This is a genomic window from Winogradskyella litorisediminis, from assembly GCF_042675765.1.
Taxonomy (GTDB): Bacteria; Bacteroidota; Bacteroidia; order Flavobacteriales; family Flavobacteriaceae; genus Winogradskyella; species Winogradskyella litorisediminis.
The window spans coordinates 307,480-320,883 of record NZ_JBHTJL010000009.1; the positions used below are offsets into that span (position 1 = coordinate 307,480).

Sequence of the window (13,404 nt, forward strand, 5' to 3'; positions counted from 1 at the left end):
TTATATAATCTTTATCTAAATCTTTATTTTTTTTCTAAGTCGGCCTTCAGTTTTTCAACATAAGCCACTACTTGCCAACGTTCTTCTTCACTCATAAAATTAGCATAAGAACCCATACTGTTTTTACCGTAATAAATAACGTGGTAGATGCTTCCTTCAGTAATAGCTCTGCCTTCGTCCGCATAACTTGGTACACCTAAAATTTTCTCGGTTTTAACTAAATGGCCTTGACCAGCGCCTTTATTACCGTGACAAATTGCGCAATAAATACCATACAAAGGTCCACCCTTTTCGTAATCTACTTGAGTAGAATCTAATGGGTTTTTTAGAGTTGCTTTTGCTTCTTCATAACCTTCGTTTGTATCTTCTATTTCGTATAAAGAATAACCTCTTGGAAGTGTTCCTTCTACTGGTAATTGTGCTTCAACACCATTTGCAAATGCATCAGACTCTTGGTAAGCTTCATAACCTACAGACTCATACATATTTGGCATATATTGATAGTTTCGTCTTGTTTTTTTATTACAAGACACTATGCTTATAAGCATAATTAACACTACTGTTATTTTTAAAGTCGATTTCATATTAATGTGCGTCTTCGTCTTTGTGTACAATATTAATTTCTACAGCACCTGTTTCTTTTAATAAATCTGTTAAATCAGATTCGTTATCATGGACGGCTATTTCCATTAAAAACATATCGTCTGTTGTTCTAGGGTCTGGATTTTCTGCTTTTTTAAATGGCCACATTCTACTTCTTAAATAAAATGTAATAACCATTAAGTGAGCTGCAAAAAATACCGTAAGCTCAAACATAATAGGTACAAATGCTGGCATATTCTCTAAATAACTGAAACTTGGTTTACCACCAATATCTTGTGGCCAATCTTCAATCATTATATAATTCATCATAACGGTAGCCACTGTTATACCAACGCATCCGTACAAAAATGCAGTAATTGCTAAACGTGTTGGTGCTAACCCCATTAGTTTGTCTAGACCATGAACTGGGAATGGACAATATATTTCTTCGATATGAATTTTTTCTGCCTTTACCTTTTTTACGGCTGACATTAAAACATCATCATCGTTATAGATAGCATGTACTACTTTTGAAGCTGCTTCCATATCTATTAGTTGTTTAATAAGTTTTTAGCTTGCCCTGACCAATCATCTCGTTCTGCTCTTCCTGGGAAAGAACCTGTGATTTCGTCTAACAAGTCATATTCTCTTTTTGTCATTTTACTTACTTGAGCGTAAGTATAAATTCCAATATTGTTTAAAGTTTCTTCCATTTTTGGACCAATACCGTTGATGACTTGTAAATCATCTGCGGTTTGAGTTTCTGCATCAAATCTTCCTACGCCTTCAAGTAAATTTCCTAGTTTCTCAACATCACCTTGGGTTGACTTGATTGCTGTTGTTTCTTCTGGCAATTTATAAACCGAAGTTCTTTCATCAGCTCCTGTACCAACTAAACTCTCACCACTTTCTCTTATACGTTTGTAACGTTCACCAGATGATTTCAAAATCGTCTTTACTTCAGCTTGTGCTATTACAGGGAATGTACGCGAGTATAATAAGAATAACACGAAGAAGAATCCAATGGTTCCGATGAAAATTCCGATATCAACAAACGTTGGAGAGAACATTGACCAAGATGATGGCAAATAATCTCTGTGTAATGATGTAACGATAATTACGAAACGCTCAAACCACATTCCTATATTTACAACAATTGAAATAGCAAATGAGAACATAATACTTGTACGTAATTTTTTAAACCACATAAACTGCGGAGAGAATACGTTACACGACATCATTGCCCAATATGCCCACCAGTAAGGACCAGTTGCTCTGTTTAAGAATGCATATTGCTCATATTCTACACCAGAATACCAAGCGATAAATAACTCAGTTATATATGCCACACCAACAATAGAACCTGTAATCATGATTACGATGTTCATTAATTCGATGTGTTGTACTGTAATATAATCTTCTAAGCTACATACTTTGCGCATTATAATAAGAAGTGTGTTTACCATGGCAAAACCAGAGAAAATTGCACCTGCAACGAAGTAAGGTGGAAAAATCGTGGTGTGCCAACCTGGAATAACCGATGTTGCGAAATCAAAAGATACAATCGTGTGTACCGAAAGTACTAATGGAGTTGCTAAACCTGCTAGTACTAAAGATACTTCTTCGAAACGTTGCCAATCTTTAGCGCGACCAGACCAACCAAAACTTAATAATGAATAAATTTTCTTTTGGAATGGCTTAATAGCTCTATCTCTAAGCATTGCAAAATCTGGTAATAAACCTGTCCACCAGAATACTAATGATACTGATAAATATGTAGAAATTGCGAATACATCCCAAAGTAATGGCGAGTTAAAGTTTACCCATAACGAACCAAACTGGTTAGGAATTGGTAATACCCAATAAGCCAACCATGGACGACCCATGTGGATGATTGGAAACAAGCCTGCTTGCACAACAGAGAAAATAGTCATGGCTTCCGCAGAACGGTTGATTGCCATACGCCATTTTTGACGGAATAATAAAAGTACCGCAGAGATTAACGTTCCTGCGTGACCGATACCAACCCACCAAACAAAGTTTGTAATATCCCAAGCCCAGTTTACAGTCTTATTAAGACCCCAAACACCGATACCTGTAGATACCGTATAAATAATACAACCTATTCCCCAAAGGAAAGCAACCAAAGCAATTGAAAAAACAATCCACCATGATTTATTGGCTTTACCTTCGACAGGTCTAGCAACCTCGACAGTAACGTCGTGATAGGATTTCTCTCCTGTTACTAAAGGTCTTCTAATAGGTGCTTCGTAATGAGACGCCATAATTATATATTGATTTCTTTAATTAATTTACGCTTTTGTATTTCTAACTTTCGTATGATAAAATACATTTGGCTTTGTACCAACGTACTCTAAAACATTATACATACGATCATCTTCTTTTAATTCAGCAATCTTACTGTCCTTGTCGTTAATATCTCCAAATACCATTGCACTATTTCCACAAGCTGCAGAACAAGCTGTTTGGAATTCGCCATCTTTGATAACACGTCCATCACGTTTTGCATCAAGAATTGTTTTTTGTGTTTTCTGAATACACATAGAACATTTTTCCATAACACCACGAGAACGAACAGTTACATCAGGATTCAGAACCATACGACCTAAATCATCATTCATGAAATAATCGAACTCATCGTTTTGGTTGTATAAGAACCAGTTGAAACGACGTACTTTGTATGGACAGTTATTTGCACAGTAACGTGTACCAACACAACGGTTATAAGTCATGTGGTTTTGACCTTGACGTCCGTGAGCAGAAGCTGCAACAGGACATACTGTTTCACAAGGTGCATGATTACAGTGCTGACACATCATTGGTTGGAATACCACTTGAGGGTTCTCGTTAGGGTCTTCCATCTCACCAAATTCACTTAATGAACTTCCAAGTCCAGAGATATTTTCTTTTTTCTCTAAATCATCGCTAAATGTATCTTCGGAAGAATAATATCTATCGATACGTAACCAGTGCATATCACGGCTACGACGCATTTCAGTCTTACCAACAACAGGTACGTTATTTTCTGCATGACATGCAATAACACACGCGCCACAACCCGTACAAGCATTTAAATCTATTGATAGATTGAAATGATGGCCGATTGAACGGTCAAAACTATCCCATAAATCAACTTCTGGTGAAGTTACAGGAGTTTCAACATGATTTAATGATACTTCAGGAATAGCATTCCAATATTTCTTATCCTTAGTATTGAATACTTCTAAAGTCGTTTCTTTAATAATATCACCACGACCCATTAATGTATTGTGCAACTGTACACAAGCAAATTCATGCTCGCCAGCAACTTTAGAAATAGAAACTTCTTGTACGTTATTAAAGTTTTGATATAAAGGATAGGCGTTAACACCTGTTTGCATTTCCTCTTTTAATCCTGCAGTTCTACCATATCCAAATGATAAACCAACAGAACCTTTTGCCTGACCTGGTTGAATTAATACAGGAACATTTTTTACAGTAACACCATTAACCGTTACGTTTACAATGCTTCCGTTAAGCCCACCATTAGCAACATTTTTATTAATTAAGCCTTTTGCCTCTGCATCAGCCTTAGAAATCGTTAAATAGTTATCCCATGATGTTCTTGTAATTGGATCAGGAAATTCTTGTAACCAAGGGTTGTTGGCTTGTTTACCGTCACCTAAACCTGTTTTTGTATATAGAGATAATTCCATAGCTCCAGACTTAGCTGAAGCTGCTAATGCTCTTGCAGCATTTCCGCTTGGTGTCTCTACTTCTTCTGTATCAGTATCTAAAATCTCATCTGTGTTAGAAATAGTTGAAGATACAAATACGCCATCATGAAGTGCTTGGTTATAAGACGCGCCGTTTAAAACGTTCTCTTTCCATGTTGTTTTTATATAATCGCTATATGATGTCGTATTATCAGTCCACATTAATAAAGCTTCCTGAAATTGTTTTGTATCAAATAAAGGGCGAATCGTTGGTTGCATTAATGCAAAATGACCTGTTTTAATTTCAAGGTCACCCCAAGATTCTAAAGAATGAGGTACTGCAGCGATATAATCACAATTAGAAGAAGTTTCGTCTTGCTTCATCGAAAAAGAAATCGACTTTGTCTTCTTTAATCCTTCTGCAAAATCAGCAGCATTTGGTAATGTATACATTGGATTAACACCAACCATTACTAAAGCACCTACTTTACCAGCTTTCATATCAGCAACTAACTGCATAACAGCTTTGTCGTTACCTTGTCTTATTTTTACTCTTGTTTTTGTATCAAATGCTTTACTTGATAAAGCCTCATTTAATTCTAAAACAACCGTTTGTGCGTTTACATCTTGAATACCTGTTACAACGACACCGTTACTACCAGCTTTCTTCAATTCTGAAGCTGCAGCTCTAACAGCTTTATCTAAAGCTTCTGGAAGATTTCCGCTGACAGAGTTACCAGTTACATAACTGTACAATTTAGCTAATGCTAAACGTTGCTCACTTGGTTTCATTGGCACACGCTTGTCTGCATTTGCACCAGTTAATGACATGTTAGATTCAAACTGAATGTGACGCGACATTTTTCCATTTTTTGGAATTCGCATTTTTGAATAACCACTATCAAATCCTCCACCTTGCCAATCACCTAAAAAATCAGCACCTACCGAAACGACAGTCATTGCTTTAGAGAAATCGTAATTTGCTAAAGCTCTTTCACCATACTTAGCTTGAAACGCGTCTAATGCTGCAGATTCTGAAACAGCATCATAAGATACGTGACGAACATTGCCATATTTTTCAGAAAACTCACCAACTAATTTAGAGGTTGATGGACTAGCAAAAGTTTGTGTTAAGAACACTATTTCTTTCCCCGCTGAATTTTCAAAAATAGCCTTAGTTTCTTTTCCAAATGTGTCCCAAGAAATAGCTTCTCCTGCTTTCATTGGTCCTTGCACGCGCAAGTTGTCATACAATCCTAAGATTGAAGCATTTACTCTTGCATTAGCATGGCCATTGGCTTTTGCTAGAGTGTTGTTCTCAATTTTAATTGGGCGACCTTCTCTAGTTTTCACTAAAACACTAGCAAAATCATAACCATCTGCAATCGTTGTTGCGTAGTAGTTTGCAACACCAGGAACAATTTCCTTTGGCTGCACTACATAAGGTATAGATTTTATTACTGGTCCTTCACAGGCTGCTAATGAAGCTGCTGCTGTACTAAAACCAACATATTTTAAGAAATCACGACGCGAAGTAGATGAAGAACCTAAAGTTTCTTTATCTCCTAAAAACTCATCTGTAGGTATTGGTTCTACAAATTCATTTTGTTGCAGCGCCTCAACAATAGAGCTATTTTCGTTTAGCTCTTCAACACTTTTCCAGTATTTCTTGTTTGATGACATATTCTTGATTTATGATTTTTGATTTACGATTTTAAATTTTTCACAAAGCGAATAATCATCAATCGTTAATCGTAATTCTTAATTTAATAATGACACTTACCACATTCTAAACCTCCCATTTGCGCTGCAGTTAACTGCTCAACACCATATTTCTTTGAGAGTTGTTCATGAATTTTCGTATAGTATTCGTTATCTTGAACTTTTACATTTGTTTCTCTGTGGCAATTGATACACCAACCCATTGTTAATGGCGAATATTGGTACATAATTTCCATTTCTTCAACTGGACCGTGACAAGTTTGGCACTCTAAACCTGCAACAGAAACGTGCTGCGAGTGATTGAAGTATGCAAAGTCTGGCAAGTTGTGGATACGAATCCATTTTACTGGTTCGGTTTCTCCTGTATACTTCTGCTCAGCTTCATCCCAACCAACAGCTTTGTATAATTTTTTAATTTCTTTATTATAATCTACGCCGTATTCTTGCCCTTCAGCATATGTAGCTTCAGAAACCTCAGCAATGTTTTTATGGCAATTCATACAAACGTTTAAAGAAGGAATACCTGAATGCTTACTCACTCTTGCTGAAGAGTGACAGTATTTACAATCAATCTTGCTTGTACCAGCATGTATTCTGTGCGAATAGTGTATTGGCTGTACTGGCTCGTAGCCTTGGTCAACACCAACTTGCATTAAGTAACCATATACAAAATAACCACTAGCTAACAAGAAAATAATTGAAGTTACTAAAACCAAGAATTGATTTTGCACAAAAGCTTTCCAGATTGGTGTGCTTTTTGGCTTCTCTTCTTTATCAATTCCTTTTTCGTCAGCAAAACGATTTAAAGTTCTATTAACTAAAAATAGTGCTGCTGCTAATAATGCAAACAATAATGCTAATGCTGCAAGAATTAATGTGTTTGAGCCACCACCTGTTTGCCCTACTTGTTCTCCTGGACCTGATATAGGTGGCACAACAGGCTCAGGTTTTGGTTGAGCTGTATAAGCTAAAATATCAGAAATGTTTTGATCCGTTAATTGCGGAAACGCGTTCATTGCCGTTTGGTTGTACTCATTCCAAATTTTATTGGCATAAGTATCTCCAGACTTAATTAAAGCAGAACTATTTCTAATCCACTTATTTAACCACTCGCGATCTAAACCTTCTTCCTCATAAAGTCTCGCTTCAACATTACGAAGCGCAGGTCCAGTCATTTTTTTATCTAATTTGTGACATGCCGCACATTGAGAATTAAATAAACTTTTTCCATTAACTGGGTCACCCTCTTGGGCCAAAATGGTAGTTGAAAACGTAAGTAATAATATAAAACCTAAACGAAGAATGCTTGAGGTTAGATTACGGTAGATAACGTGTTTCATATTTGTAATTGAATTATCTTCTAATTTTGGTATGATTTTTTCATGGTTTTGTATGAAAAATCACAGTTTTAAAAACTCTTGCAAAAATAAGTTATAAAGTCGATTTTAGAAATGTTACAGAACCCTTAATATATAATTTATAAACATTCTAAATAAGAATAAACAGCCTAGATACGTTAAGAAAACATAACTTTGCAATATAAATAGATTTAATAATGAAGACATTACAATTAAAAACACTTGGCCTCATAATTTTTGCAACCGCAAGCTTTAATCTAAGCGCTCAAGAAGGCACAGTAAATATAGAGCAACCTAAAGCGATTGACCAGTTATTAGAGTACAAAAAAGATATAAAAACAGTAGAAACTTATAAAATTCAGATTTACAGCGGAGATAGTGCATCTGGTGCTGAAAATGCAAAATCTAAATTCATGTCTTCCTTCGGCGAATGGCCAATTGAGATGGTTTTTAACACACCGAACTATAAAATTTGGGTTGGTAATTTTAGAAATCGTTTGGAAGCTGACCGTGCGCTACTAAGAATTAAAAAAAACTACATGAATGCTTTTATTTTTAAGCCAAAAAAAGATTAAGGAATTAAAGTTGTAAAAAAAATGCGGGATTTGTAAATCCCGCATTTTTTATTGTATTAAAATTTTCTTGCTTATTTCTGTTGAAGCTGTATTAACTTTTAAAAAATATACACCAGGTCTAAATTCTGAAACATCCAAAGATTGTTTGTTTTTAAAGTAAACCATTTGTTTCCCTGTTAAATCGTATAGTGTCAAGGAATAATCTGTATTTAGATTAAGACCTTCTAAATACAAGATTTGACTTACAGGATTTGGAAACACCGATAATCTACCATCCAGACTAAATTCATCAATACCCAATACAGAATTCTGAACAGCACCTTCTAAACTAACTATTTGACCACATAACGATTGTGTCGTTGCTGATGCTTCAATCCATGTACCAAGAGATAAACTTGGAGGATTAGGGAGCGATGCCTCACTATTGTAATACAACAAGTAAGTGTTAGTAAAATTATCATTTCCGTCATCGGCTAAAATTTCCCAACGCATATTTGCTGCGTTCCACTCAATTTTTAATTTACAAAATCCTACGCCACTACAGTCGCGAGAACCCAACATAGGGTCAGAAACTGTTACAAAACTATTCCTGTCGTTAGCAAAATTATCTTGTTCAAATAAATAATCTCCACTATCAATTAGTGAGTTACATCCATTCAATGTAATTTGTTGTGAAAAACATAATGAACTAGATATAACCAACGACAAAACTATTATAAAATAATTACTGTGTTTCATAGCTTACTAGTTTGGAGAAGGAAAAATACCTTGTATGCAAATCACGTATCTTAAACCAAGATATGGCTGTCTATTTTCTATAGGCTGACCATTACCTGTATTCCCAATCATGTTCGAATTCATTGTGGTTGCAGTACCACCAGTAGAATATTCTGGGTCAAGAGTTTTTGTTTGAGCCGGATAATTATTTGCAGGAGAAGACGATGTACCATCTTCTGCCACAGCTGTTACAGAATGACTATGGGCTGGCAACTGAGCTACTGAAAGTGTATTTGAATTTGTTCCTCCAGTTTCTCCCAAGTTAACAAGAGGCAAGCCTGCGCCTGTACCTACACCTACAGGTACTCTCCCACGAAGGTCAGGTAAAGCAAATGTTGTTTGCCCATCACCACCATAAGTAGTTCCTAACAATGCATATAATGCCTGATACTGAGCAATTGGTAGTAAGCGCCCGTCGCAGTTCATCCAACCTTGCTGTTCAAAATTTACAGCTGTAAGCTTAATATCTCCTAAATAGGCATCTTGAGCATTAGATGTACTTAAAGAACATAAAAGTACTGTTAAAAATAAAAATGTAATTTTTTTCATAATCAATAGATTTGAATTTTTTATTATTAGTATTTTTTAAATTTAAACAAAAAGCGCTCCTTTTACAAGGAACGCTTTTCATAATTTATTTATTGAAGCTCTATTTTAGCTTCTTTTTTACTTCTACTTCTTGGAATGATTCAACAATATCACCTATTGCAATGTCATTATATCCTTTAATTTGCATACCACAGTCATAACCTTTAGCTACTTCTTTAACGTCGTCTTTAAAACGTCTTAAAGCTTCTAAACTTCCTGTGTGTACTACTACACCATCTCTAATGATTCGGATGCCTTCGTTTCGTAAAATTTTACCGCTCATAACCATACAACCCGCAATGTTTCCAATTTTAGAAACTTTGAAAATTTCTCTAATTTCAGCAGTACCAACAACTTCTTCTTTCACTTCTGGAGATAACATACCTTCCATAGCGTCTTTAAGATCATTAATTGCTGAATAGATAATAGAATAAGTGCGGATATCGATTTCCTCTTTATCTGCAATCATTCGTGCATTACCGACTGGTCTTACGTTAAATCCTACAATAATTGCATCAGACGCTGTTGCTAACAACACATCACTTTCTGTGATTGCTCCAACACCTTTATGAATAATATTTACTTGAATTTCTTCTGTAGAAAGCTTTTGGAATGAATCTGTTAATGCCTCTACAGAACCATCCACATCACCTTTAAGAATTATATTCAACTCTTGGAAATCTCCGAGCGCGATACGTCTTCCAATTTCATCAAGTGTAATATGGCGTTGTGTTCTTACAGATTGCTCACGTTGTAATTGCGTACGCTTAGTTGCAATTTGTTTTGCTTCGCGTTCATCTTCAAATACATTAAACTTATCACCTGCTTGTGGTGCGCCATCTAATCCTAAAATAGATACTGGTGTTGATGGACCAGCAGCTTCAATATCTTTTCCGCGCTCATCTTGCATAGCTTTAACCTTTCCAGAATGCTTACCTGCTAAGACATAGTCACCAACTCTTAATGTACCTGCTTGGACTAAAATTGTAGAAACATATCCACGTCCTTTATCTAAGAATGCTTCAACTACGGTACCTTGAGCTGCTTTATTTGGATTTGCTTTAAGTTCTAATAACTCCGCTTCTAACAATACTTTTTCTAATAATTCTTTTACTCCGGTACCAAATTTTGCTGAAATATCATGAGACTGAATTTTTCCGCCCCAATCTTCAACTAATAAGTTCATTTGAGCTAAACCTTCTTTTACTTTTTCTGGATTAGCATCTGGCTTATCAATTTTATTAATAGCAAAAACTATCGGAACGCCAGCAGCTTGAGCGTGAGAAATTGCCTCTTTAGTTTGTGGCATAATATCATCATCTGCAGCTGCAACAATAATTGCAATATCTGTTACTTGAGCACCACGAGCACGCATCGCCGTAAAGGCTTCGTGACCCGGAGTATCTAAAAATGCTATTTTTTGTCCGTTATCTAACTGAACTCCGTAAGCACCAATATGTTGCGTGATTCCACCAGACTCACCTGCGATTACGTTTTCTTTGCGGATATAATCTAAAAGAGATGTTTTACCGTGATCAACGTGACCCATTACTGTAACGATAGGTGCGCGTTCTACTAAATCTTCTGGTTTATCTTCTACTTCTTCAATCGATTCCTCGATATCAGCAGTCACAAATTCTACTGAGAATCCAAATTCATCTGCGACGATAGATAATGTTTCTGCGTCTAAACGCTGATTCATTGTAACCATCATTCCTAGTGACATACATGCGGAAATAACCTGGGTTACACCAACATCCATCATAGTTGCAACCTCACTTACTGTAACAAATTCTGTTACTTTAAGTACTTTGCTTTCTGCCTCTTCTATTTGAGCATCAATTTCTGTTTGCTCTCTACGTTGATCTCTTTTATCTCTTCTGTATTTTGCGCCTTTACCTTTACTAGATTTACCTTGAAGTTTTTCAAGAGTTTCTCTTACTTGCTTTTTAACATCTTCTTCACTTGGCTCTTCTTTAACGACTTTTGGTCGGTTTCCACGCCCTTTAAAGTTTCCTCTTCTATTGTCGTTATTTTGGCGAGGTGTTTCTCCTGGCTTACTTATACGACGTCTTTTTCGCTTATTAGAACTATCACTAGTTTTAGACTTTTCGTCTTTTTTCTTCTTCGGTTTTTTAAACTGGGATAAATCAATTTTTTCACCAGTAATATTAGGACCGCTTAGCTTTTTGTACTTCGTTTCTAATACTTCCTCTGCTGGCTCAGATGCAGTTTCAGTATTATTTTCTTCAGTCGGTTTTTTAGCTGTTTCTTTTTTAGGCGCTTCAACTTTTAGCTTTTCGGTTTTAGCGTCTGCTTTTTTCTTAGAAGCAGTTTTCTTTTCAGCAGTAACCTCCTTAGTCTTCTTTTTTGTTGAAGTTTCTTTTTTTGGAGTTTCCTCTTTTGGAGCTTCTACTTTTGGCTCTTCTACTTTTGGCTTACCAGTTTCTAAGTCGATTTTACCAACTTGTTTTGGGCCAGAAAGCTCTGCCTTGGCTTTAAGTACAGTTTCTTTTTCTGCGTCTTGTTTTGCTTTTTCCTCGAGCTCCTGCTCGCGTTTTACCCTCAGAGCTTCTTTCTCTTTTAACTTAGCTTCACTAACTTCTTGAGATTTTTGACGTTTTGATGCATCGGTCTGAAATTCATCAGCCAACGTATCATAAACCTCTTGAGAGATTTTAGTATTAGGGCTTTTCTCTATCTCAATGCCTTTGGAATCTAAGAAATCCACAGCACGATCTAAAGAAATATTTAATTCCCTAAGTACTTTATTAATTCTAATTTGAGCCATAAATGCTTTTATATAATCCTAAATATATAGTTTACCAATTAATTTCCAAAAATTGGTGGTTAGTCTTCGAATTCTTCTTTTAAAATTCGAATAACTTCTGAAATTGTTTCTTCTTCTAAATCTGTACGTTTTACAAGATCATTAATATCTTGCTCCAAGATGCTTTTTGCAGTATCTAAACCTGCTTTGCTAAACTCTTGAATGATCCATTCGTCGATTTCATCTGAGAATTCTCGTAATTCTACATCTTCCTCAGCACCTTCTCGGAATACGTCTATTTCGTAGCCTGTTAATTTACCAGCTAATCTAATGTTATGACCTCCACGACCAATAGCCTTAGATACTTCTTCTGGTTTTAACAATACTTCTGCACGCATGTTTTCTTCGTCTAACTTCAACGATGTAACTCTTGCGGGACTTAATGCACGTGTTATAAATAATTGAATATTATTAGTGTAATTAATTACATCAATATTTTCATTACCAAGTTCACGAACAATACCATGAATTCTTGAACCTTTTACACCAACGCAAGCACCAACTGGGTCAACTCTATCATCGTAAGAATCTACCGCTACTTTTGCTTTTTCACCTGGAATACGAACGACACTTCTAACTGTAATTAAACCGTCAAAAACTTCAGGAATTTCTTGTTCAAATAACTTTTCTAAGAATAAAGGTGACGTTCTTGACATTATAATTGCCGGTTTGCTTCCTTTAAGCTCTACACTTTCTATAACACCTCTAACATTCTCTCCTTTACGGAAAAAATCTGAAGGTATTTGCTTGTCTTTTGGTAAAATAATTTCGTTTCCTTCATCGTCTAATAAGATTATTGCTCTATGACGAATGTGGTGAACTTCAGCAGAATAGATTTCACCTTCAAGCTCTTTAAATTGCTTATAGATGTTTGTATTGTCGTGCTCGTGAATTTTTGAAATCAAATTTTGTTTTAAGGCTAAAATAGAACGTCTCCCTAGCTGATGAAGTTTTACTTCTTCTGCAACATCTTCTCCAACTTCAAAATCTGGTTCAATTTTTTGAGCTTCAGATAATTCAATTTCTTGATTTGGATCTTCTACTTCGCCATCGGCAACGACAATTCTATTTCTCCAAATTTCTAAATCTCCTTTATCAGGGTTTATAATAATATCGAAGTTATCATCATCGCCATACTTCTTTTTCAATGCACTACGCAGTACATCTTCTAGAATCGCCATTAGCGTAACTCTATCTATTAATTTATCATCTTTAAAATCTGAAAATGATTCAATTAACGCTAAATTTTCCATATT

At 35.6% G+C, this 13,404-nt stretch carries 10 protein-coding genes; 1 reads left to right on the forward strand and 9 read right to left on the reverse strand.

What is annotated here, in order from left to right; all coding sequences use genetic code 11:
- Positions 1-23: 23 nt before the first annotated feature.
- The 5 genes from ACFQ1Q_RS03700 to ACFQ1Q_RS03720 all read right to left on the reverse strand — a co-directional run bounded on the left by ACFQ1Q_RS03700 (position 24) and on the right by ACFQ1Q_RS03720 (position 7,360).
- On the reverse strand, positions 24-548 hold the full coding sequence (locus ACFQ1Q_RS03700; RefSeq protein WP_386128106.1) for a c-type cytochrome: 525 nt from the start codon (positions 546-548) through the stop codon (positions 24-26).
- 37 nt (positions 549-585) lie between these two features.
- Entirely contained in the window at positions 586-1,128 is a 543-nt protein-coding gene (locus ACFQ1Q_RS03705; RefSeq protein ID WP_386128108.1) for a DUF3341 domain-containing protein, read from the reverse strand.
- A gap of 5 nt (positions 1,129-1,133) precedes the next feature.
- Positions 1,134-2,867: an NrfD/PsrC family molybdoenzyme membrane anchor subunit gene (gene nrfD, locus ACFQ1Q_RS03710; protein ID WP_386128110.1), complete on the reverse strand. Its 1,734-nt coding sequence runs from the start codon at positions 2,865-2,867 to the stop codon at positions 1,134-1,136.
- Between the two features lie 27 nt (positions 2,868-2,894).
- Entirely contained in the window at positions 2,895-5,981 is a 3,087-nt protein-coding gene (locus tag ACFQ1Q_RS03715; RefSeq protein WP_386128112.1) for a TAT-variant-translocated molybdopterin oxidoreductase, read from the reverse strand.
- Positions 5,982-6,064: 83 nt separating this feature from the next.
- Positions 6,065-7,360 (reverse strand): cytochrome c3 family protein, encoded by a 1,296-nt coding sequence (locus ACFQ1Q_RS03720; protein ID WP_386128114.1) that lies wholly within the window; start codon positions 7,358-7,360, stop codon positions 6,065-6,067.
- A 215-nt stretch (positions 7,361-7,575) separates the two neighbouring features.
- On the opposite strand from ACFQ1Q_RS03720, the gene ACFQ1Q_RS03725 reads away from it, so the two are divergent.
- Entirely contained in the window at positions 7,576-7,953 is a 378-nt protein-coding gene (locus tag ACFQ1Q_RS03725) for an SPOR domain-containing protein (protein ID WP_386128116.1), read from the forward strand.
- 48 nt (positions 7,954-8,001) lie between these two features.
- Here ACFQ1Q_RS03725 and ACFQ1Q_RS03730 read toward each other — a convergent pair whose 3' ends face one another.
- The 4 genes from ACFQ1Q_RS03730 to nusA form a co-directional block, all read right to left on the reverse strand.
- Complete coding sequence (locus tag ACFQ1Q_RS03730; protein ID WP_386128118.1) at positions 8,002-8,691, reverse strand: T9SS type A sorting domain-containing protein; 690 nt, start codon at positions 8,689-8,691, stop codon at positions 8,002-8,004.
- A 6-nt stretch (positions 8,692-8,697) separates the two neighbouring features.
- Entirely contained in the window at positions 8,698-9,279 is a 582-nt protein-coding gene (locus ACFQ1Q_RS03735) for a phage tail protein (protein ID WP_386128120.1), read from the reverse strand.
- Between the two features lie 100 nt (positions 9,280-9,379).
- Positions 9,380-12,109, reverse strand: a complete 2,730-nt coding sequence (infB, locus tag ACFQ1Q_RS03740) for a translation initiation factor IF-2 (protein WP_386128122.1) — start codon at positions 12,107-12,109, stop codon at positions 9,380-9,382.
- Positions 12,110-12,168: 59 nt separating this feature from the next.
- Positions 12,169-13,401, reverse strand: a complete 1,233-nt coding sequence (nusA, locus tag ACFQ1Q_RS03745; RefSeq protein WP_386128124.1) for a transcription termination factor NusA — start codon at positions 13,399-13,401, stop codon at positions 12,169-12,171.
- Positions 13,402-13,404 lie beyond the last annotated feature (3 nt).